Consider the following 21,851-nt stretch of genomic DNA (forward strand, 5'->3'; position numbering starts at 1 on the left):
CGCGTCGGCCTCGCAGCCCGCTACCCCAGCGCCGGAGTCCGCGGGGGCACCGTCCGCCGCGGGCGCAGCGCCTCGAACGCCGCCGCCATCGACAGCAACGCCGCATCGTCGTACGCGCGGCCCGCGAACGTCACACCCGCCGGCATCCCGATGTCGGGCATCGTCCCGAGCGGCACGGTCACCGTCGGCACACCGCAGTGGCGGATCGCGAGGTTGCCCGTCGCGACCCACACGCCGTTGCGCCACGCGATGTCGGCCGACGCCTCGTTGACGTCGGCGTCGGCGGGCGCCACGTCGCTGAGCGTGGGGAAGACCACGGCGGCGAAGCCGTTGGCATCCATCCACTCCTCCAGATCGCGACGCCGGGTCTCCTCGAGACCGCGCACCCCCTCGGCGAGCGCTGGGATCTCGAAGAACGAACCGACCGGATGCTCGCGAACGTGCGAGGGGTAGAGAGGGATGTCGTCGTCGAAACCGGTGTACCGGTCGGGCAGCGCTCCCTCGGGGTGCGGGAAGATCGCCGCGCCGTCCACCGTGGCCAGGCCCGGGTGGCCGGTGGCGCGAAGGAAGTCGTCCCACGCCCACGCCGACAGGTCGACGATCTCGCGGTGCAGGAACTCGTCCGACACCAGACCCCGCGTCCGGATCGTCGGCGCACCGGGACGATCGCCCTCGTAGTTGCTCACGAGCGGGAAGTCGCAGTCGACCACGATCGCGCCCGCGGCTTCGAGATCCGCGCGGGCGATGTCGAACAGCTCGCGCAGCGACGGGCGCAGCTCGATCGGCTCACCGGTCGGCCCGCCGACGCCGCGGGTTCCGGTCCCCGCCAGCGGATCATCGCCGAGGAACATGCGCGGGATGCCGATGCGCTTGCCCTTCAGCGACGGGCGGCCGGCGAGCGCGGCGAACGACGGCGGCCGCACCTCGTCCACCGTGGGGAGCGCAACCCACGGCTGCGCGCGCCAGAAGTCGCCGCGCGTCTCGGGGTCGTCGGCGACGATCACGTCGAGCACGGCGAGCAGGTCGGCCATCGAGCGGGTGTGCGGCACGACGACGTCCATGGTCGGCACGAGCGGCCAGTTGCCGCGCACCGAGATCATGCCCCGCGACGGCGTGTACGCGCACAGCCCGTTGCAGGCCGCGGGCGCGCGGCCGCTCGACCACGTCTCCTCACCCAGGCCGAAGACGCCGAACGACGCCGCGGTCGCCGTGCCCGAGCCGTTGGACGAGCCGGACGCGAACGCCGATGTCAGGAAGTCGGCGTTGTACGGGCTCTCGGCCCGGCCGTACTGCCCGCGTTGCATGCCGCCGTTGGCCATCGGGGGCATGTTCGTGAGTCCCAGGCAGATGGCACCGGCCTCGCGCAGCCGCGCGATCGTGAACGCGTCGTCGGTCGCGACGAGGTCGGCGAACGCCGGGCTCCCGGCCGCGACCGTGAGGCCGCGCACCATGTAGCTGTCCTTGGCGGTGTACGGGATGCCGTCGAGCAGCCCCCGCGCGTGACCGGCGGCGCGGCGCGCATCCGACGCCTGCGCCTCGGCGAGCGCGTCGGGGTTCCGAACCACGACGGCGTTGAGCTTCGTCTCGGTGTCGGGGCCGTCGTACGCGTCGATGCGCGCGAGGTGTGCCTCGACCAGCTCGACGGCGGTGGTGCGCCCCTCGGCGAGGGCGGCGGCGAGATCGGCGATGGATGCCTCGACCACATCGATCATGCGGACACCTCCGGCTGCTGCTGGGTGATGCAGTGGATGCCGCCGCCGCGCGCGAAGATCTCGCGGGCGTCGACGGTCACGACCCGGCGACCCGGGTAGACCTCCTCGAGGATGCCACGGGCCGTGGCATCCGCTTCGTCTTCACCGAAGCCGCAGGCGATCACGCCGCCGTTCACGACGAGGTGGTTCACGTAGCTCCAGTCCGTGTCGCCCTCGGCGTCGCGGATGGTGGCCGGCGCGGGCAGGTCGCGGATGTCGAACGGACGGCCCGCGGCATCCGTCTGCGTCTCGAGGAAGGCGCGCAACTCGCGGGTGACCGCGTGGTCGGGGTGCGCGGCGTTGCGCTGGTCGTGGAGGAGCACCACGCCGGGCGAGGGGATCGTCGCGACGATGTCGACGTGTCCGCTGGTGCCGAAGTCGCCGTAGTCGCGGGTGAGGCCGCGCGGCAGCCATACGGCGTGCGTCGCGCCGAGCGTGCGGAGCATCTCGGCCTCGACCCGCTCCCGGGTCGCGTACCGGTTGCGGCGCGGGTCGAGCTGCACGGTCTCGGTGAGCAGGACGGTGCCCTCACCGTCGACGTGGATGCCGCCGCCCTCGTTCACGAGCAGCGACGGGACGAGCTCGGCGCCGGTGGCCTCAGCGATGATCCGGCCGTGGTGCGCAGCTTTCTGCCACACCGACCAGTCGTGGTCGCCCCAGCCGTTGAAGATCCAGTCCACGGCCCCGAGGGCGCCGGGGCGCTCGGGGTCGACGACGAACGTCGGACCGGAGTCCCGCATCCAGAACTCGTCGACCGGCGCCTCCACCACCTCGATCTCGCTCGACAGCAGGCGGCGGGCGCGAGCGAGCTCGGACGGGTCGACGAGCATCGACACCGGCTCGAAGTCGGCGACGGCGTGGGCGACCGCGGTCCACGCGGCGTAGCCCGCCTCGCGCTCGGCATCCGTCTCGCCGAGGGTCGGACCCTCGCTCGGGAACGCCATCCACGTGCGGGTGTGCGGGGCCGTCTCGGACGGCATGCGCCAGGTCATCGGGTGTCCTCTCGTGCGGCGGCGAACGTCTCGCGTCCTGCCACCATCGTCCTCACCGGTCGGGCGGTGAGCAGGGATGCCGCGCCCTCGGTGAACGGGTCGGTGTCGATCACCACAAGGTCGGCGGCATAGCCGGGTGCCAGGCGACCGCGCCAGTCGGCGTCGCCGACCGAGGCCGCGGCATCCCGGGTCGCGTGTCCGATCGCGTCGGCGAGCGGCAGCGCGTACTGGGGGTGCACGGCCGGCACCGACGGGTCGAGGGCCGAGGCCCGCGTCGCCGCGACGTACATGTTCGCCAGCGCGTCGTAGGGGGCGGTGGGAGCGTCGGTCGAGAACGCCACGAGCGCCCCCGCCCGCTCGTACTCGGGCCACGGGAACGCCCGTTCCACCCGCTCGTCGCCGAGCATCGCCGCCCAGTTGGCGAAGATCGCCGGGTCGGCGTGGACGGGCTGGAGGGATGCCGTCACCCCGAGCCGCGCCATGCGCTCGGCCGTGCCGGGCGCCGCGTACTCCAGGTGCTCGAGGCGGTGCCGACGCGGGAGGTCGCCGTTCGCCTCGATCGCCCGCTCGATCGCGGTGAGGGCGGCGTCGCTCGCGGCATCCCCGATCGCATGCATCGCGATCTGCAGCCCCGCGGCGTCGGCGGCGGCCACGACCGGCGCGAGATCGCGCAGCGGCCAGATCGGATCGGCGTTCGAGCCGTCGGCGTACGGCGCGCCCATCGCCGCGGTGCACGCGTCGATCACGCCGTCGAGGATGAGCTTCACGCCCACGACCCGCAGCCACGGCGAGGCGGGGCGTCGGGCGAGCTCGACGACCCGGTCGAGCTGAGCGAGGTTGCGTTCGACCTCGCCGGTGTTCTCCAGCAACCAGTGCGCCGACACCCGCAACGGCAGGCGCCCGCCGTGCCGCTCGACGGCCCGCTCGATCGCGGCGAGACCGTGCTCGTCGAACGCCATGTCGACAACGCCCGTCACCCCGGCGGCGGCGTACGCGGCGAGCATCCGTTCCACGGCATCGTCGCGCTCGGCATCCGTGGTCGAGGCGTCGCGCTGCGCCCACGCGTACTGCACCGCCGCCGTCTCGAACAGCATCCCGTTCGGTTCGCCGTCGGCGTCGCGGCCGATCTCGCCGCCCAGGGGATCGGGGGTGTCGCGCGTGATGCCGAGCTCGGCCAGTGCGGCGGAGTTCACCCAGCAGGAGTGGTAGTCGTTGGCATCCAGGTAGACCGGCACGTCGGAGACGACGGCGTCGATCATCGCCGCGGTCGGCGCACCGCCCGGCACCGAATCGAACAGCCACCCGCGTCCGCGGAGCACCGCGGCGTCAGGATCGGCGGCGCGGGCCTCGCGCAGGAGAACCTGGATGCCGTCGAGGGTGCGCGCGTCGGTCAGGGCGACCTGGCCGAGCGACTGGCCCATCATGAGCAGGTGCGTGTGCGCATCGGAGAATCCGGGGAGCACGAGCGCTCCGTCGAGGTCGACGACCTCGTCCGCGCCGACCGCCGCGTCGGCGCCGATCGCGACGATCGTCTCGCCCTCGATCGTGAGGGCATCCGTCCACTGTCGGGTGGGGTCGGTGTCGGCCGTGAAGATCCGGCCGCCCCGGAAGAGCGTGCGGGTCATGCCGACACCTCGGCCGCCTGGCGCTCGAGCCGCCGCGAGAGCAGACCGATGATGCCGGCCGGCACGGCGAGTACGAAGCTCGCGATCGCGAGCGTCATCGTGAAGCCCTGGTATCCGAGCCCGGACGCGAGGTTGGCGCCGATGACCGGGGTGAGCGCCGACCCCACCAGATACGTCGCCAGCAGCGGACCCGACCACCGCCCGTCCGCGTCCAGGGCGGCCGAGGTCGAGACGAAGAACGCGAAGACGAGGGCGTAGGTGGTGTTCCAAACGATGAAGACCACGACGAACAGGGTAGGGTCGGTGACGTATCCCTGCACGATCTTCAGGATGCCACCGAGCACCAGCAGAACGATGAGCGGGATGCCGCGTCCCAGACGATCACCGACGATCATCAGCCCGACCGAGGCGATCAGGCCGCCGGCCGTCGCACCCGACAGGGCGACGCCGAGCCCCTCGGGTGTGAGACCCGCCTGGTCGGCCCCCATGACGCCGACCATCGCCCACAGCGAGTCCTCGCTCGCGGCCCACAGGGCGAACACGATCAGGAGCGTGAAGCCCGCGATGGTCACCGTGCGGGAGGGCTTGGCGGCCGAACGGAGCGTCCCGGTGGCCGGCACCTCGAGCGGGACGGCCGCCCCCGCCGTGGCTGCCGCTTGCACGGGGGCCGCCGGGGCGCCGGGCAGCCACGTCACGAGTGCGAGAGCGACGAGGCTGAACACCGCCATCGAGCCGAAGACGTCGATCGGGGCGAGTCCGATGAGCGGCACGACCGCGAGGACGACCGTGATGATGCCGCGGTTGGCGAGACCGTAGAAGCCCGCGACGCGGTCGGGGTTGCGGAAGGCCGCGATCGCGGCACCGGAGGCGGCGACCGCCCCACCCGCGCCGACTCCCCCGACCAGCAGACCGGGGAGGAGCAGCGCGGGAACGAGCGCCGCCAGGCCGAAGCCGACGACCGCGAGTGCGAGGCCGGCGCGCGCCACGGTGCGGCGCGAGCGACCGGCGCACAGCGGCGCGACCGCCAGCCCCGTGAGGGCGGTGAGGAGGAGGGCGCCGGTGACGAGCCAGCTGGCGGTGAGCACGTCGGCGCCGAGGCCCGTCTGCACGGCGATGATCATGTACGGCGACAGGTTGACGCCGAGGTAGCCGGCGATGCCGACGATGAACGTCGAGCCGGCCGTGGGGAATCGGAGCGGGACGCGGGAGGAGCCGACGGCGACGGTCGTCGCGGTGTCGCGGGTGGTGGAGGACACGAGGACCTTTCGAGGGTGCCGGGAGACCGGCGAGTGGAATGGGGCCCCGGGCGGATCGTCGTCGATCGCAACCGGATGAGGCCGAGGCTAGAGACCGGGTGTTTCGGTTCTCGCGCCCGTCGTGTTTCGAGATCATTAAACGTTTAAGTAGCGCATCGCGCAAGGGCGGGTTTCCCGGTTCGGGTAGCGTCGGCTCCCGTGACCCCCCGCAAGCCGACGCTCCACGACGTGGCCGCTGCCGCGGGCGTGTCGATCGCGGCGGTGTCCTTCGCCCTGCGCGACAAGCCGGGCGTCTCGCCCGAGACGAAGGACCGGGTGCTCGCCGCCGCGCGCGAGCTCGGGTACACGGTCAACGTCCCCGCCCGCAGCCTCCGCACCTCCCGGTACGGGGCGATCGGGCTGTACCTGCCGCCCGGATCGACCCGGCTGCCGTACTACACCGAGTTCGCCTTCGGCGTCGTGGATGCCGCCGACCGCCTCGGACTCTCCGTCATCCTGCTGCCCCATCGCGACACCGACGACGCCTCCCCGCCGACCGCCTTCGTCGACGGGTACATCGTCGTGGATGCCACGACCGAGGATGCCGGCATCCGGGGCATCCTCGACGCGGGGCGACCGGTCGTGAGCGGCGAGCACGTGCTCGGCGGCGACGAACGGGTCAGCGGGAGCGTCGTCTACGACCACGTCACGGCGACGACCCGACTGCTCGACCATCTCGCCGCCGCCGGCGCGCACCGGATCGCCGCCGTACTGCCGCCGGACGGAACCGTGTGGAGCCGGGACGTGGCGGACGCGTACGTCGCGTGGACCGCGGGGCGCGGCGACGAACCGCTGTCGCGCCGCATCGGGTTCATCCCCACGGCGGCCGAGGTCACGGCGGCCGTCGACGACCTGCTGACCGTCGCGGAGGTCGACGCGGTCGTCGTCGTCCCGAGCGGATCTGCGGCTCCGGCCCTGGACTCCGCCCTGCGCGCGGGCCGGCGCGTCGGGGAAGACCTGCTCCTGGCCGCGTACGTCGACGAGCCCCTGCACGGACTGCTCACACCCAGCGTCACGTCGTTCGACCTCGAGCCCCGCGACGTCGGCGCGACCTGCGTCGCGCTGCTCGCGGAGGTGTGGGATGCCGAACCCCACGACCGCGTCCGCGCCGTCCAGCCGCGACTCCTCGTGCGCGACAGCACCTCGCCGGGCGGTCCCGGTCGCCGAATCGCCGAGACTGCATCCGGCTGACAAGGCCACTGCACGCTGCAGTGGGTTCGTCACGCGGATGCAGTCTCGCGGGTCGGGCACCCCGACCGGCGCCGCGACCGACCCCCCGCCACGCGGCCGGGACGCCGCGCGACCTAGAGTGAACACCGTGCAGGTGAGGTTCTTCGGCGGCCTCTCCGTGTCGTCGGGCGCGGACGAGGGAGCGATCCCCGGACGCGGGCAGCAGGCGCTGCTGCTGCGTCTCGCCGTCGACGCCGGGACCACCGTCGGATACCGGGCCCTCGCCGACGACGTGTGGCCCTCCGACTCCCCGGATGATCCCCGCGCAGCTCTGCAGTCGCTGGCATCCCGCCTGCGCCGGGCCCTCCCCGACGGGATGCTCGCGTCGGTTCCGGGCGGCTACCGGCTCGACCTCGCGCGCGACGCCGTCGACATCACGCGGTTCCAGGATCTCGTCGCGGCGGCCCGCGCGGACGGCGACCCCGCGCTCGCCCGCGACGCGCTCGCGCTGTGGACCGGCGACCCGTGGATCCCGCACGACGGCTTCGACTGGCTCGTGCGCGACCTGTGGCAGGACCGCGGACACGCGGAACGTCTGGTCGTGGCATCCCCTCCCCCCGCCCCGGAGGCCGCGAGGGTCCCCGCCGCGATCGCCGGGCTCGTCGGTCGCGCGGCCGAGCTGGGGGCGATCCGCGATCGCCTCGGCACCGACCGCCTCGTCACGATCATCGGACCGGGCGGAGCCGGCAAGACCACGCTCGCACTCAAGACCGTGCGCGCCACCCCTGACGTCCTGGTCGTCGAGCTCGCGCCGGCCGCCGCCGGAGAGGTCTGGGCTGCCCTCGCGGGCGCTGTCGGACACGGCATCCGGCTGAACGAGACGACCACGACCCCGCCGATGTCGCCGCGCGAGCGCGTGCTCGAGGCCGTCGCCGGGCGCGACGTGGTCGTCGTCCTCGACAACTGCGAGCACGTGATCCGCGAGGCCGCCGAAGTCGCACAGACGCTGCTTCTCCGCACGCCGGGCCTGCGGATCCTCGCGACGAGCCGCGAACCGCTGGGCGTCGTCGGCGAAGCGTTCGTCGACCTCGGCCCCCTGCCCGCCCTCGACGCCGACGAGCTGTTCGCCCGGCGCGTCCGCTCGGCGCGCGGCATCCCGCCCTCCCCCGACGAGCGCGAGACAGCGACGAGCATCGTGCAGCGCCTCGACGGCCTCCCCCTCGCGATCGAGTTGGCCGCGGCCCGTGCGCGCACCCTCACGTTCGCCGAGATCGACGCGGGCCTCAGCGACCGCTTCGCGCTGCTCGCGAACGGTCCGCGCCTCAGCCCCGGCCGTCACCGCACGCTCCGCGCCCTCATCGACTGGAGCTGGGACACGCTCACCGACGCCGAGCGGGTGGCCCTGCGCGCGTCGTCGGTGTTCCCCGACGGGATCGGCAGCGGTGACGCCGACGCGATCGCCGACGCCTTCGGGGTGGATGCCACGGTGTTCGACGCCCTCGTGGACCGCTCACTGCTCGTGCGGCGCGACGGACGGTTCCGGCTGCTCGAGACGGTCCGCGAGTACGGGCTCGACCGGCTGCGCGCCGAGGGCGCCGAGACCAAGTTCCGCGAGCGGGCGGCCGACGTGCTCACCGTCCTCGCCGCCGAGCGCGAGAGCACGATGCGCGGACCGGGTCTGCGGGCCGGGCTCGCGTGGTTCGACGCCAACGAGGAGAACCTGTCGTCCGCGCTGCGCACGCGCACGGTCGGCCCGGACCGGCGACCGGGCCGGCGGCTGCTGCGCGCGCTGCTCTGGGCGTGGGCGGTGCGCGAACGCGTCGAGGAACTGCGCCCCGCCCTCGCAGCTTTCGCCGATCCGGACGCACCGCTCGACGACGAGCCGGGCGTCGTGATCGAATCGCTGGCGCTGTTCTCCGATGCGTTCCCCGAACCGGGCGAGACTCCGACGTTCGATCCCGCGCGATTCCGGGCCCGGCGCCTCGCGCTCGAACAGGCGGCATCCCGTCATCCCTCCGAGGTCACCGTCCTGGTGGCCCCGCTCCTCCGCCTCGCCGAGACCGTGCTGCAGGCGCACGGCTCACCGGCCGGCCGCGCGTGGCACGTCGATGTCTCGGACGACGAGATCACGTCGGCGCCCCCGTGGTCGCGCGCGACGCTCCACATGCTGCGCGCCGGCGCCGCGCAGAACGCCGGCGACGCGGCGGCCCTCGGCGTCGAGAGCGAGCGGGCGCTGCGCATCTTCAGCGAGGTGGGAGACCCGTGGGGCACGGGCATCGCCAGTCAGCTGCGGTCCGAGTGGCTCATCCTCGCGGGTCGACTCGAGGACGCGCTGGTCGTGAGCGACGACGCCGCCCGGATCGTGGACGGCCTGTCGTCGGTGTCCGACCTCCTGCAGATGCGGGCGCAGTCCGTCGGCATCCTGCTCCGGCTCGGCCGGCTCGACGACGCACGCACGCGCGCGGCCGACATGGAGGCGGTCGCCGCCGCCGACGGCTCGGTCCGCGCCCTCTCCCAGGCGCGGATGGCCGCGGCCCAGGTCGAGATCTCGGCGGGAGACGGCGTGGCGGCTCTGCGCCAGTCGCAGGCGATCCGCCTCGAACCAGGGTTCCCCGACCAGATCACGGCGTGGGCGGGCGCGCAGCGCGCGCAGGCGCTCATCCTCCTCGACCGCCTCGATGAAGCCCGCGCCGCCCTCCGGGAAGCGCTGCCCCTCGCGGTCCGGTCGCACGACCACCCGATCGTCGCGGCCGTCCTCGTCGCCGTCGCCGGATGGAGCGCCGCGTCGGGCCGCCCCGACGTCGCGCGCGAAGCGCTGGCCCGGGCCGAAGCCGTCCGCGGCGCGGCGGACGAACGCGATCCGTTCCGGCGCTGGGTCGACGAACGCCTGAGCGCGGACACCGGAGAGGCTCCGGCATCCGCGCCCGGCATCCCTCTGGGAGAAGTGGATGCCGACGTGCTCCTGGCGCTGCTCGACTAGGCCTTCCGCATGTAGGCGCGCACCGTCAGCGGCGCGAACACCGCCACGATGACGGCCGCGCCGACCAGCGACAGGACGGCGTCCGAGCCGAGCGTCCCGGAGTTCACGAGATCGCGGACCGCGGTGACCACGTGCGACACCGGGTTGATGTCGACGAACCACTGCAGCCACGAGGGCATCGTGTTCGAGGGCACGAAGGCGTTCGAGAGGAACGTGAGCGGGAACAGGATCAGGATCGAAACGCCCTGCACGCTCGACGCGGTCCGCGCGATCACGCCGAAGAACGCGAAGATCCAGCTGATCGCCCACGAGCAGACGATGACCAGGATGCCGGCGAGCACGACCGCACCGAGGCCACCGGCGGGCCGGAAGCCCATGATGAAGCCCATCGTGAACGTCAGCGTCGTCGCGATCGCGTAGCGGACCGTGTCGGCGAGCAGCGCTCCCGACAGCGGTGCGATGCGCGCGATCGGCAGCGACCGGAACCGGTCGAACACGCCCTTGTCCATGTCCTCGCGCAGCTGCACGCCCGTCACGACCGAGGTCGTGATGACGGTCTGCACGAGGATGCCGGGGATGATGATCGGCAGGTAGCTCGCGACGTCGCCGGCGATCGCGCCGCCGAAGATGTACGTGAACATCAGGGTGAACAGGATCGGCTGCACCGTGACGTCGATGAGCTGCTCGGGGGTGCGGCGGATCTTCAACAGTCCGCGCCAGGCCATGGTGAGGGTGTTGCGGAACGTTTGACCCAGCCCCGCGGTGCGGGGCAGATCGCGGGCGATCGTGATCGCGGTCATGAGCGGACTCCTTCCAGGTCGGCGGCGGTTTCGCGCGCCGCGTCGTCGTCGGCCGGCACTCCGCTGCCGGTGAGCGTGAGGAACACCTCGTCGAGGGTCGGCTGCTGCACGCTGAACTCGCTCAGGTGCACGCCGGCCGCGCGGAAGGCCACCAGCAGATCGGTGACCTCGTCGGGGTCGGACATCGGCACCGTGAGGCGCGCCGCCTCTGGAGAAACGACGGCCGTGGCATTCAGGACCCGCGCGATGGTCGCTCGGGCGACCTCGAGGTCGGAGCCCGGCTGCAGGCGCAGCACCAGCGACGCCTGACCGACGGATGCCTTGAGCTCGAGCGCCGTGCCCTCGGCGACGACGCGTCCGCGGTCGATCACGGCGATGCGGCCGGCGAGCTGGTCGGCCTCGTCGAGGTACTGCGTCGTGAGCACGACGGTGGAGCCGGTCGAGACCAGCCGCCGGATCGTGTCCCACATCTGCCCGCGGGTGCGGGGGTCGAGGCCCGTCGTCGGCTCGTCGAGGAAGATGAGCGGCGGTTGGGCGATGAGGGATGCCGCGAGGTCGAGGCGACGGCGCATGCCGCCGGAGAACTTCGCCAGCGGACGGGATGCCGCCTCGGTGAGGCCGAACTCCTCGAGGAGCTCGGTGGACTTGCGGCGGGCATCGGCCCGCGACAGCCCGAGCAGGCGGGCGAAGATGATGAGGTTCTCGGTGGCCGAGAGTTTCTCGTCGACCGAGGCGAACTGCCCGGTGAGGCCGATGAGCTGCCGCACGATGTGCGCGTCCTTGACGACGTCGTGGCCGAAGATCTCGGCCCGCCCGCCGTCGGGACGCAGCAGCGTCGTCAGCATGCTGATGGTGGTGGTCTTGCCGGCACCGTTGGGGCCGAGAACGCCGTAGACGGTCCCGGCTTCGACGACGAGGTCGACGCCGTCGACGGCCCTGTTCGAGCCGAACGTCTTGACGAGCCCTTCGGCTCGCACCGCGGGAACGCGGGTGGATGAGGTGGTCATGACGACAGGATGCGCCGCGGGCTCTGTCGCGCCGCTGTCACGGCGGGGGTGGTGCTGTCACGACGCTGTCAGGGCCGCTCGACAGGCGCCGTCCTCACGAACACCGTGAGCAGGGGTGCTCCGTCGGGGGCCGAGAAAGAGTCGATCACCTCGCGCAGCGAACCCCCAAGAAGGTGGGAGTATCCGATCACCGGATGCACGATGTCCCGGTCGACGAGGCGCACCGGAAGCGCGACCCCGTCGCGACGCAGTCCCGTCCATCGCCCCTCCGCGCGAAACGGCTCGAAGCCGTCCGCGGCCTCGTCCCAACCGTGAGGCAGCGAGATACGCGGCAACCGACGATGCCTGATGCTCGGCGACATGAGCTCGACGAGGAACACTTCGACGAAGCTCAACGTCACCGCCCACATGAGCTCTTCCGGCTCCCCCGCCCGGTCCGCCCGGGTAAGGAGGTACCCGTCCGGCACCGCCGCGACGGTGTATCTGATCTCGCCGCCCGCGTTGGCAAGAGTGAGGGACGTGACGTCGTGGTGAGGGCGGTAACCCGCCTGAGCCGCGAAGGTGATCAGGGCCGGATCGAGCACGATCTCGGATGCCACCGGCTCCGCCCATCCGTGGGATTCGAGGAATCCGTACGGGATGCGTGATCTGATCTCTCGGTCGAGGTGTCTCAGCACGAGGGGGAGTTCCGACAAGGGCGGCCAGTGCCCGCCCGCGGGTGTGATGGACACCCCGCGCTCGCCGTGGACGATGGCGAATCCGAAACTGCCGCGATCGTAGTTGAACCGGACCGGGAAGTAGTTGTAGATCTCGAAGACGACCGAGAACTCGACGTGACCATCGCTGTCCACGAGGTCCTGGACGGTGAGACGACTGACCCGTGTTCCGAGGATGTCACGCAGGGCGCGCACGACCCGGTGGGCATGTTCTGCCGCACCCTTTCCCGCCGAGCCGTCGATTCGAGGGGCGTCACCCGCCTCGCGCGCCGCGAGGTACTTGTCGGGGATTCGGAGCCGCACTCGCTCATCCAGTTCATGGAAGAGGCGCTCGAGGTCATCGAGTCGCAGAGTATCCGTGGGGCCGAGAAGCAGAGACACGGAGGAGTCACGGAATGGGATACCGAAGCCGAAGATCCCGCGCTCAGAGGAGAAGTCGATCTCCCAGAAGTCGTACAGCACGAATGTGGCTCGCAAAGACGGGCGCTCACCCTCTACGAGTTCGCGGAAGATCAACCCCTCTTGATCTTTCTCGAACACCGCGGTGAGTGCTCTACTGAACTCGGCAGCAAGCCTCCCCATCGGCCCGAGATCCGGCACTCTCATCCCATTCCCTTTGCATTGCAGGCCATTGCAGGCTCACTCGACGAAGAAGCGGCCCGGGCTCGTGATGTCGACCCGAGGTGCAAAGCGAGCCGGCTCGAGTATGAGTGCCAGGTCGTCGTCCGAGACCATGGGGGCGATTTCCCCGCTCGGGGACACCTCCCTCACGACTTGCACGCTGAACCCCTCGACGAGATGCACCCCGGTGGCCGGGGTGAGCGTGGACCCTGGAAGGAGCGCAACCTCGGCCTCCGCGGGGTGACGGGAGAGCGGCCCGATCTCGCGTCCCGAAACCGAGACGATCGCGTGAAGGGAGGGAGCGCGGAAGTTCTCGGACGCCACCCGCGCATCCTTCGACGTGGGAAGAGGCGCCTGCAGGGTGAACGGCGTCGTCAGCTCGAAGCCCGCCCCCCTCCACACCACACCGCGGAAGATCGGCAATTTCGCGAGGGCGTCTTCCAGACGCCCAGGACCATCAGTCACGGTTCAACTCCTCATACACTTCCCGCAGGCGCGGGGTCCCCAGCGACTCCGCATCACTGATGAGAGCCGCGCCCTCCGCAGAACGCGCACAGGTCCACGGCCCGGGTTCGTCGGGACGCTGAGCGACCCAGTGCAGCGCACGACCGTCCCCTATATCAACGATCGGGCCCCGCCTCAGGCCCACACGTCGAAGTTCGTCCACCCACCGTTGCCCCCAGCGGCTCCAGCCGAGACCGACGATGATCGCGACGCTGAAACCGGGACGCAAGGCCGTCTCCCAGACATCGTCTCCCGAGATAGACACCGTCACCTCACCCAGCCCGAATCTCGCTACCACCTCATTCGACACGCTCACCGTCGCGGAGCCCTGATGGATGACGAGGCTGTTCAGCGCATTCGGCGGGAGTTCGGCGAGCTCCCGCGAGATTCGGGTCGACCACGACTGCCGCGCCCCGTCGTCGTCGAGCTCGCCCAGGAACTTCGCAATACTCACGCCGCCCCCGAAACTCGCGAGGAGTTCGGAGCTCATCGAGTCGTACAGGGCGATCGCGACGTCGTCGACATACCGCGAAGAATTCATTGTGCTCCCGGAGTAGGGATCTCACGCAGACGCCCGAGACCATCAGTCATGGTTCAACTCCTCACACACTTCGCGCAGCGGTCTCACCCGCGCGGGAGCTCCCGCTGGATCGCTTGAATGTCGCTCACCTCGTCGCTCGGGACGAGGTGCCAGAACACGCCGGGCTCGAGGACTGTCGCACCGACCTGTGCGGCCTCTTCCGGGTCGACACGCAACAGGACGGCCGCCTCAGCGGTGTTGCTCTGGAGGAGCACGCAGGGAAGGCCCCGCCACTGCGCGGAGAACTCGAATGCGAAGATCCGGTCGCAAGAGGCGGCGTCGACCACTCGTCGGAACACCCACGGCCGCGTTTCTTCGCACCCTTCAAGGGGCACCTCGCTGAGTGCCACGAGCTCGACACGGGAGTCGTCAATCCACGCGGCTCGCCATTCGCGACCCCCCCACACCGCCCGCGGCCCCACCAGCGAGGTCGGCGGAGCGAAAACCGACGACCCCCGCCACCCGATCGCTGGACCACCGTAGGCGCCGATGAGTTCCTGATGGCCGTCTGCGAAGATGCGCCAAATCTCGGCATCGCGCGGAACCTCGGTGGCTGCGATGTCCCAGACGGGAGTCATTCCCGCGCGCAAATATCCGGCCCCGTAGCCCGCGACTGTCGTCGGGTCCCCGGCCTGCGGGATGGCCACCCGGTCTAGCGGCGACGGGGCGCATCGCAGAACGTCCACCGAACGGACATCGCGGTCCTCGACGCCGTAGGCGCGCAGGACATCGCCGGCCGTACGCCAAGAAGTCGCGTCGCCGAGGCGCACTACCGGCCCAGCGAGCAGAGACGCCCCCTTCTCGAGGTACGCACGTACCGTCGGCGGGAAGAGCAGTTTCTGCAGCGGCGTCACCTGTGCACGCTATCGCCTATGGGCTCGGATCGAGCCTCGATCTGAAGCCCCTCCGCGGCCACCCACCGGTGCCATCCGTCGTTTCGATGCCCCTCCCACGCGGGATCCGAGGACGCGAGGATCGCTGAGTCCGTGTGGATGAGAACATCGCCATCTCGGACGTTCCCTACCCAGCACCATTCACCTTCACAGAAGACGTACCAATGCCAGGATCGGATGTCTTGGACGAGCTGGCGGGCGACCAGGACCGTCGATGGCCCCGAAAGCCCGGAGTGGGGGAGAGTGGCCACACCGCGAGGGAGGTGCCCCCGATCCAGCGAGACCCAGTCCACCTGCGCACCGAAGAGGCCCGCATCGCCCAGGGAGAGAAGAGGGACCTCGTGGCCTTCGATGCGGCCGAAAAGACCCCGTGGATGCAACCCGCTCGCAATCACGGCTTCCACCCGCCCACCGGTGTCCATCCACCGGCCTCGTTCAGGACCGCGAGCATACGATACGTGCCACCTGGAGTGACTTCCCACATCTCAGCGCCAGGTTTGATCTTGGTTCCCGCCGATGCGTATAGCTCGGGAATGACATTCCCGTCGGGCCCAGGAATCCCGGAATAGGTGTAACCCTTTCCTGTGAAGGGGTCGGCGTCGGCAAACGAACTTGGGCCACCTGAAACGTGTCGGTCGAACGGAATCGTCAGCGACCCGTCCGCGCGTTGGTAACGGATCATCTGGATCGGCCCGTCGAGAAGCGAGTGGAAGGGTGAGTCGGGGTAGTCAAGACGAAGTCCGCTGTACACGGCTTTGGAGTCACTGAGATTGGTCACGTCTTGCAGACGAGCCACGTATCCACCGAGCGAGTCGGGTGCGTAAGCATACGTTCCCAACGCGCGCTGCGACGCCTCACCGGGTGGGATGACCTTTTGGAAGACCGTCTGATCGTTCCAGGCAATCTGTCCCCGCACGTGACGGATGAGGGCCGCATCGGCTGGGTCGAGTGGACCGCTCGGCTGATGAATGAGCCTGTTGTAGTCGTCGAGGGTGTAGCCGGTTCCTTCGAGAGCCGCACGTGTCTCATCGATACCCGACGGCCAGGCCTCCGTCTGCTCCGGGGCCCAGTGAGATCTGACGGAGGCGCCGTCGGGGGTCGAGTAGACACGCGCCTGATCGGAGGGCGGGCCGAGCGGCATGGAGGCCTGCGCATTCGCCGAGTCGGAGGGGGCGGGGTGTGTACCGAAGACCCCTCCAGGCGGCGCGTCGGACGGGGTCGGCACAGGACCGGGGCTCTCGCCGTCCGGCTCGATGTGAACGCGCGGAGAATCCGCGTTCAGGCGGACGACGTGATCTCCGCCGCGGATGTCGTCGAGCAGGGTGCCACCGTCATCGAGCGGGCTGCGGCCGAGAGTGCTGGTCAGGTCATCTTGCGCGCCACCGAACTTCGCCAGGTCGTCGGCGAGGCCGCCAGGGCGGAAAGGGGTGCTGCCGAGATCGAGGCTGCGCTCGCCCGCCCCGACCCGACCGACGTCGTCACCCAGGCCCTCGGCCCCGCGCCCGACCCGCACCCCGTCGAGGAGTGCGCCGCCACCTTTGGCGGGAAGGAAGATCGATGCGACATTGAAGAGCGAGGTCCCCGCGGTACCACCCGGGTCCTTACCCCAATCGGACCAGCCTTCTCCCCACTGATCGGGCGAAGCGTTCCACCACTCCTCCGGCGCGTGGTACCCCACGAAGCTCCCGAACAGGTCGATGTACGACCGGTACGAGTCGCGCGTCCACTGCTGCTGCCACTCGAGAAAACCGGTGTCGACGCCCTTCGACTTGAGGTCGGCGATCTGCCCGGGGGCAACGACCTCCGACATCACCGGCGCCAGGAAACCCATCGAGACGCCCGTCACGAGATGTCCGAGACCGACCCACGACTGTGCCCAACCCGAGAGCCAGGCACCGCCACGGTCCATCGCGCCCTGAAGGTCGCCCGACATCAGCTCCCCGGCCACGGCCCAAGCCGGCGGTGGCCAGCTCTTGAAGTCGTATCCGCCCAGCAGCATCCCGAGCCCGCCGACCATGTCCCACGCACCGGTGAGCACGCCACCGGTGAGGTGCATCGGGAAGCCGATCGTCTTCTCGGCGCACGACTCCTCGCGCGGCGACGCGGTGCCCCAGTCGGTCTGGAGGTTGTCGGGGGCTGTCGTCGCGGCGCCGGCGACCGCGGAGGTGGACAGTCCCGCTGCGCGGCGGATCGCGTTCGCGAGGTCTTCGTTCGCGACGCGCAGCTGCTCGCCGAGGAGGTGCCCCTGGTCGACGAGGTCCGCGTTCCGCTGGACCATCTCGGGGTCTTCCCACCAGTTGTCCACCTGGACCGGCAGGAAAGTCACGGCGAGGTTGCCCGTCGCGGTGACGCGCGGCTGGAAGGTGTTCGCTTCGAAGACGAACGCCTCGGCATCCGTGCGCAGGTCGGCCACGCGCGAGAGGATCGGTTGAACGGTCGTCGCCCAGGTGCTGAGGGCGCTCGCGACCGAGGCCAGGTCGCTGCCGACGCGGTCGGAGGCGTCGCGCACGGGATTCATCGCGACGTAGACCGATTCCGCACCGGTCGATTCGTACGACCCCGGCAAGGCCGACCACGAGGAGGCCACATCGGTCCCGGCCTGGCTGATCGAGCCCGCACGCGAGGCGATGTCCGTGGCCGCCTGAGCCACCCCGGCGAGGTCGAGGTCGAGGCCCGGTAGCTTCGCCGGATCGATCAGACCGTGCGACATCAGTACGGCACCGATCCGCCGTGGCGCACGAAGGCCCCGGCATCCGGAGTCCAGGCCGACGCGGCGAGCGCCTGCGTCGTCGTCGCCATCTCGAGGTCTCCCGCCGTGACCGCGTTGGTGGCGTCGATGACGGCCTGCCGAGCGCTCGGGATGCGCTGCTCGATGAGAGTCAGATCGGCCGTCTGAGCTTCGACGAACGCCTGCATCGCCTCGGCGACCTCAGCTGAGCGAGTGCCGGCGACAGCCGCCGACAGCTGGTCCGAGAGTCCCGTGAGAGCCGTCGCGATCGATGTCGCTGCTGCGTCGACTCCCGTGAGCACCTGCTGCACCCCTTCCGGGGACACACGCCATCCTGTCATCGTCCACCTCCGCCTTCGCCCTCGACCATGATAGAAAACGTGGTCGATCTGTCGAGGGACGCACAGCGCATCGTGAGCCATGCCCTCATCGACGAGGTCGTCGGGGGGATCGCGGTATCGGAGAGCCGAGCACCGCTGCTCCCCCTGACGGCGACGCGCAGCGACCTGCTTCGGCGGGCGGGGATGGCGCGGCATCCGCTCGTCTTCCTCACCGGTGACGGCACGCGCCTGACCGAACCGATGCGCGCGGCCCTCACGGCCACCCGCGTGCCCTGGGTCGTACGCACCACCGGCGGGCTGCGCGACGGACTCACGTGGCGTCCCCTCGACGACCTCGCGGCCGCGTTCGACAGCACTTCCGCCGCCCCGCACCCCGACGCCCTCCAACTCGAGCAGCCCACCACGCTGCAGTTGGTCGCGTCGGTCTCGGTCCGTCATCGGGCGGATGCCTCGACCCGCCTGGGCGCTGCGCTCGAAATCCTGGGCCGCTCGGCCGAGGCCGCTCCTGGCGCGTGGGGCCCGAACGAACCGGCCGAGTACGCCTGGGACCGCGATGCCCTCACCGCTTTCGCGAGAACCCGGATGCCGAGCGACACCCGCCTCATCGCAATCGGGGATTCCGCGCGCCCCGTGGTCGCGACGCTTACCGCCCGCCGCACGGCGCGCGGGGTCGAGGAGGTGACCGAGGCGCTCGTCTCGCTCGGCAGCCTGGACGACTCGGCTACCGATGCGCGCGCCGACGCCGCGGTGGAGGCTCTCGACGAACTCGCCGTCGCCCCCTGGCCCCTCATGGCGGCGCTCTTCACGCGCCCTGGTCGTGCCGACCTGACGACCTCGGCGTTCGTCGCCCCGACGGCGAGACCGCTCGCGCTGTTGATCGGGGCTCCCGCGGTGCGCGACCTCGCGCTCGACCCGGCGACCTGGGGTCGGCGATTCAACGCCCGCATCGCCGGCCGACCGCGCACGCCGGCGCTCGTGATCCCGCTGCGACGGTCGGGAGAGCCGGCTGAGATCGCGTGGAACCGGCTCGTCGAGATCACCGAGACCCTCGGGGTCGAGCGCGTCGCGGAACTGACGGGGTACCGCCTCGATATCGACGAGTGGCGGAGCCGCTGATGCCTCACGAATACGTCCTTCTGACGCCGCGGGTGATCGGCCTGCGCGAGGTCGCCCATGCCGTGGCCGCCACCGAGCCGACGCTGACGTACCGCATGGATGCGGGCGGAATGCAGATCGTGCTCGTCGACGGGGATGCCACCGTGCTGACGATCGTGCACCCGGTCCCCGCCCGACCGGTCGAGGTCCGACGCCTTCTCGGCGACAATGCCCCGGCCGATGCGGAGCGGTGGTGGATCGATCTCGTCGCGCCGTGGGAGAGTGAGCGGCGCGCCGCGCGCGTGATCGCCGCACTGGCCGCGGTGTCGGGTGGCGTTGCCCACGACCTCGCGCCCGACGGACGCGGCTGACGCTTCCGAGTCCGGCCACGGCCGCGAGGATCAGTGGTCAGCGCGGCGAAGACCAGCGGTAGATGAGCACGACGACGAGGAACGCCAGCAGGGGCAGGGGCAGCAGGAAGACTCCGAAGATCAGGCCGACGGCGTAGATGACAACGGCGATCGCGACTGCCGCGACACCGACCCAGAATCCGGCCTGCCGGCGGACCAGGGTCCACAAGCGACGGCGATCGATCGCACGCGTGAGCGAGCGCACCATCAGCGTCACCGCCACGGCGATCGCCGTGAGCCCCACAGCCCCGCCCACCCGTGCGGGAGTCCCCGACACGGTGCCACGGGCGACGAGGCCCGCGGCGACCGGCGCGAGCAACCCCACGCCCAGGAGGACGAGCGAGAACCGCGCGACGATCGCATGCATCGCCACGCGTGCCACGACCACCGGAAATCGGTCGGTCGGCGAGGATCGAAGCACCCCGAGCGACGTCGCGATGGCCTCCCGCCGCCGTCCGGCGTGGAGTTGCGCGACGGCGAGCATTGAGACGACCTCGGGGTCGGTCGGGTCGAGAGCCGCAGCATCTCTCATGATCGCGCGCATCCGCTGCCCTCCGCGACGGTCGGCGAGGGGAACGCGCGCGAGATCGACGAGTGCCCGGGCGCGCGAGGAGGGATCATTTGGCGCGAGTCGCACCCCCTCCTCGGCCTGCGCCCACGCGTTGCCGAGGTCGCCGGTGCGAGCCAGCGATCTCCCCAGGATGCCGCGCAGTTGCCAGTCTGCGGGATCGGCGCGCACGGCGGCGGAGGCAAGGTCGACGGCCTCAGCTTTGCGAAGGGGGTCGAGGCCGACGATTTCGGAGAGGACGCCGAACGCCACCGCCCGCACGTCAGGGTCGGCGGTCGCCGCACGCGCATGCGCCTCGGCGGAGGGGGGATCTCCGATCAGGATCTCCGCCCGAGCGGAGAGCAGGTGCGCCCGCGCATCGGTCGGCGACTCCGCGAGGATCGCCTGGAGCTGCGTCCGGGCCTCGATCGGTCGGCCCGCCTGCAGATAGAGCCGTGCCCGCTCGAGCGGCTCGACCTCGGGCACGGTCAGATCCGATGCTTCTTGAGATAGGCGCGGAGCTGCGCGAACGTGCCGTCGTCGACCCCGTAGTCGAGGACGGGCTTGATCTGCTCGAACCACGCCCGCGTCGACGGGACGGACGCCGCCGCCGCCCGCTCGAGATCGGCCGTGGTGATCATGCGCGGTACGCCGTCGCGCAGAGATTCCATGAACGCCGTCTCGACCGCGGTCTCGACCAGGTACGACAGGTCGGCCCCCGAGTACTCCGACGTGCGCCGGGCGATGTCGGACACGTCCACCGCGGTGACAGGCTTGTCCCGCAGGCCCCGTTCGAGGATGGTCTCGCGAGCCTCCTGATCCGGCGGCAGGATGAGTACGGTGCGGTCGAGGCGTCCCGGGCGACGCAGCGCGGGATCCACGTCCCAGGGCCGGTTCGTCGCCGCGAGCACGTACACGCCGTCGTTCGCGGCATCCACCCCGTCGAACTCTTCGAGCAGCTGACTCGTGATCGTCCGCCAGGCGGTGGAGTTCGACCCGCCGGAGGTGCGGCGTCCCCCGATCGCGTCGAACTCGTCGAGGAAGATGACACAGGGGCGCGACGCCCGCGCCGTCTCGAACAACGCCCGGATGGCGCCCGTGGTCTGACTCACCAGCTCGCCGAACAGGTCGGCCACCGTCGCGTGGACGAAGTTCGCCTCCAGCTCTCCGGCGATGGCCCGGGCGATGAAGGTCTTGCCACAGCCCGGTGGGCCGTACATCAGCAGAGCCCCGCGCGGACGCTTGCCGAACATGCTCGCCAGTTCCGGGTTGCGCATGGGCGCGAGGAACGACGCCTCGAGGTGCCGTTTCACCTCGTCCATGCCGGCGACATCGGCCAACGTGACCGACGGACGCTCCACGTCCCAGGCCGGAACTTCGGGCTGCGAGGTCGCGGAAGGTCCGGCCACCCGTTCGTCGGGCGAGGCGGCGGATGCCGTGGACCCGTGCGCGGCGGGAGGCACGGATGCCGCGGGCGGAGGCCATGCCGCGGGCGGTGCGGGAGCAGCGGGCGGCGCGGGCGCGGGCCGCTCCGGCGCGGAGGGTTCCGCGGACACCGGCGCCGCGGCATCCGGAACCTGACCCGCCCGCAGACGCGCCGCCGCCAACCGGGCCCGCAGCACGAGCACGGTGGCCGCGTTCGCTCCGATCGATGAGAGCTGTTCGATCTCGGCCGCAGCCTCGTCGAGGCGGTCCTGCAGCAGCAGCTCGATGAGGTCGACGCGCAGACCGACGTTGCCCGGGTCGGCCTCGACTGCCGCCCGGATGATCTCGACGAAGTCGTCGGAGCCCGTCAC

General features: G+C 71.0%; 18 protein-coding genes. 4 read left to right on the plus strand and 14 right to left on the minus strand.

Annotated elements, in window-relative coordinates; all coding sequences use genetic code 11:
- Positions 1-20 precede the first annotated feature (20 nt).
- From P8R59_RS04395 to P8R59_RS04410, 4 genes are read right to left on the minus strand one after another with little or no spacing between them, the layout of a single operon-like run.
- Positions 21-1,712 carry an amidase gene (locus P8R59_RS04395; protein ID WP_278102902.1) on the minus strand — a complete coding sequence of 564 codons (1,692 nt, stop codon included), beginning with the start codon at positions 1,710-1,712 and terminating at the stop codon, positions 21-23.
- Positions 1,709-2,743, minus strand: a complete 1,035-nt coding sequence (locus tag P8R59_RS04400) for an agmatine deiminase family protein (protein ID WP_278102903.1) — start codon at positions 2,741-2,743, stop codon at positions 1,709-1,711. The genes P8R59_RS04395 and P8R59_RS04400 overlap by 4 nt, the downstream gene beginning before the upstream one ends.
- A complete protein-coding gene (locus tag P8R59_RS04405) occupies positions 2,740-4,368 on the minus strand; it encodes an amidohydrolase (RefSeq protein WP_278102904.1) in 1,629 nt (542 codons plus the stop codon). Before P8R59_RS04405 ends, P8R59_RS04400 begins: the two co-directional genes overlap by 4 nt.
- Positions 4,365-5,624 carry an MFS transporter gene (locus tag P8R59_RS04410; protein WP_278102905.1) on the minus strand — a complete coding sequence of 420 codons (1,260 nt, stop codon included), beginning with the start codon at positions 5,622-5,624 and terminating at the stop codon, positions 4,365-4,367. The genes P8R59_RS04405 and P8R59_RS04410 overlap by 4 nt, the downstream gene beginning before the upstream one ends.
- A gap of 198 nt (positions 5,625-5,822) precedes the next feature.
- Here P8R59_RS04410 and P8R59_RS04415 point away from each other — a divergent pair, with 198 nt between their 5' ends.
- Together P8R59_RS04415 and P8R59_RS04420 are read left to right on the plus strand one after the other, a co-directional pair.
- Positions 5,823-6,854, plus strand: a complete 1,032-nt coding sequence (locus P8R59_RS04415) for a LacI family DNA-binding transcriptional regulator (protein ID WP_278102906.1) — start codon at positions 5,823-5,825, stop codon at positions 6,852-6,854.
- 127 nt (positions 6,855-6,981) lie between these two features.
- A complete protein-coding gene (locus P8R59_RS04420) occupies positions 6,982-9,813 on the plus strand; it encodes an ATP-binding protein (protein ID WP_278102907.1) in 2,832 nt (943 codons plus the stop codon).
- Here P8R59_RS04420 and P8R59_RS04425 read toward each other — a convergent pair.
- The 8 genes from P8R59_RS04425 to P8R59_RS04460 all read right to left on the minus strand — a co-directional run bounded on the left by P8R59_RS04425 (position 9,810) and on the right by P8R59_RS04460 (position 18,084).
- Positions 9,810-10,613: an ABC transporter permease gene (locus P8R59_RS04425; protein WP_278102908.1), complete on the minus strand. Its 804-nt coding sequence runs from the start codon at positions 10,611-10,613 to the stop codon at positions 9,810-9,812. The two genes, P8R59_RS04420 and P8R59_RS04425, sit on opposite strands and share 4 nt — an antisense overlap.
- Positions 10,610-11,620, minus strand: coding sequence for an ATP-binding cassette domain-containing protein (locus P8R59_RS04430; RefSeq protein WP_278102909.1), 1,011 nt, complete (start codon positions 11,618-11,620; stop codon positions 10,610-10,612). Before P8R59_RS04430 ends, P8R59_RS04425 begins: the two co-directional genes overlap by 4 nt.
- Positions 11,621-11,688: 68 nt before the next feature.
- Positions 11,689-12,942 (minus strand): Imm61 family immunity protein, encoded by a 1,254-nt coding sequence (locus tag P8R59_RS04435; RefSeq protein ID WP_278102910.1) that lies wholly within the window; start codon positions 12,940-12,942, stop codon positions 11,689-11,691.
- 33 nt (positions 12,943-12,975) lie between these two features.
- Positions 12,976-13,422: a hypothetical protein gene (locus P8R59_RS04440; RefSeq protein WP_278102911.1), complete on the minus strand. Its 447-nt coding sequence runs from the start codon at positions 13,420-13,422 to the stop codon at positions 12,976-12,978.
- The gene (locus tag P8R59_RS04445; protein WP_278102912.1) at positions 13,415-14,002 is read right to left on the minus strand and encodes a hypothetical protein; all 588 of its coding nucleotides are present in this window, start codon (positions 14,000-14,002) and stop codon (positions 13,415-13,417) included. Before P8R59_RS04445 ends, P8R59_RS04440 begins: the two co-directional genes overlap by 8 nt.
- An 83-nt stretch (positions 14,003-14,085) precedes the next feature.
- Entirely contained in the window at positions 14,086-14,895 is an 810-nt protein-coding gene (locus tag P8R59_RS04450) for a hypothetical protein (protein WP_278102913.1), read from the minus strand.
- 430 nt (positions 14,896-15,325) lie between these two features.
- On the minus strand, positions 15,326-17,644 hold the full coding sequence (locus tag P8R59_RS04455) for a hypothetical protein (RefSeq protein WP_278102914.1): 2,319 nt from the start codon (positions 17,642-17,644) through the stop codon (positions 15,326-15,328).
- Positions 17,644-18,084 (minus strand): DUF6507 family protein, encoded by a 441-nt coding sequence (locus tag P8R59_RS04460; RefSeq protein ID WP_347404955.1) that lies wholly within the window; start codon positions 18,082-18,084, stop codon positions 17,644-17,646. Before P8R59_RS04460 ends, P8R59_RS04455 begins: the two co-directional genes overlap by 1 nt.
- On the opposite strand from P8R59_RS04460, the gene P8R59_RS04465 reads away from it, so the two are divergent.
- Positions 18,076-19,119, plus strand: coding sequence for a DUF6177 family protein (locus tag P8R59_RS04465; RefSeq protein ID WP_278102916.1), 1,044 nt, complete (start codon positions 18,076-18,078; stop codon positions 19,117-19,119). The two genes, P8R59_RS04460 and P8R59_RS04465, sit on opposite strands and share 9 nt — an antisense overlap.
- On the plus strand, positions 19,119-19,469 hold the full coding sequence (locus P8R59_RS04470) for a hypothetical protein (protein ID WP_278102917.1): 351 nt from the start codon (positions 19,119-19,121) through the stop codon (positions 19,467-19,469). Before P8R59_RS04465 ends, P8R59_RS04470 begins: the two co-directional genes overlap by 1 nt.
- 37 nt (positions 19,470-19,506) lie before the next feature.
- Here the strand turns inward: P8R59_RS04470 and P8R59_RS04475 are convergent, their stop codons facing one another.
- Both P8R59_RS04475 and P8R59_RS04480 read right to left on the minus strand, forming a co-directional pair.
- A complete protein-coding gene (locus P8R59_RS04475; protein WP_278102918.1) occupies positions 19,507-20,541 on the minus strand; it encodes a tetratricopeptide repeat protein in 1,035 nt (344 codons plus the stop codon).
- Between the two features lie 2 nt (positions 20,542-20,543).
- Complete coding sequence (locus P8R59_RS04480) at positions 20,544-21,851, minus strand: ATP-binding protein (RefSeq protein WP_278102919.1); 1,308 nt, start codon at positions 21,849-21,851, stop codon at positions 20,544-20,546.

The organism is Microbacterium proteolyticum, from assembly GCF_029639405.1.
Classification (GTDB): Bacteria; Actinomycetota; Actinomycetes; order Actinomycetales; family Microbacteriaceae; genus Microbacterium.

What these genes read in the sequence shown, in the direction of transcription:
- P8R59_RS04395 (WP_278102902.1), bottom strand. Translation starts at nt 1,712, where the DNA reads ATGATCGATGTGGTCGAGGCATCCATCGCCGATCTCGCCGCCGCCCTC.
- P8R59_RS04400 (WP_278102903.1), bottom strand. Translation starts at nt 2,743, where the DNA reads ATGACCTGGCGCATGCCGTCCGAGACGGCCCCGCACACCCGCACGTGG.
- P8R59_RS04405 (WP_278102904.1), bottom strand. Translation starts at nt 4,368, where the DNA reads ATGACCCGCACGCTCTTCCGGGGCGGCCGGATCTTCACGGCCGACACC.
- P8R59_RS04425 (WP_278102908.1), bottom strand. Translation starts at nt 10,613, where the DNA reads ATGACCGCGATCACGATCGCCCGCGATCTGCCCCGCACCGCGGGGCTG.
- P8R59_RS04430 (WP_278102909.1), bottom strand. Translation starts at nt 11,620, where the DNA reads ATGACCACCTCATCCACCCGCGTTCCCGCGGTGCGAGCCGAAGGGCTC.
- P8R59_RS04435 (WP_278102910.1), bottom strand. Translation starts at nt 12,942, where the DNA reads ATGAGAGTGCCGGATCTCGGGCCGATGGGGAGGCTTGCTGCCGAGTTC.
- P8R59_RS04445 (WP_278102912.1), bottom strand. Translation starts at nt 14,002, where the DNA reads ATGAATTCTTCGCGGTATGTCGACGACGTCGCGATCGCCCTGTACGAC.
- P8R59_RS04455 (WP_278102914.1), bottom strand. Translation starts at nt 17,644, where the DNA reads ATGTCGCACGGTCTGATCGATCCGGCGAAGCTACCGGGCCTCGACCTC.
- P8R59_RS04460 (WP_347404955.1), bottom strand. Translation starts at nt 18,084, where the DNA reads ATGGCTCACGATGCGCTGTGCGTCCCTCGACAGATCGACCACGTTTTC.
- P8R59_RS04470 (WP_278102917.1), top strand. Translation starts at nt 19,119, where the DNA reads ATGCCTCACGAATACGTCCTTCTGACGCCGCGGGTGATCGGCCTGCGC.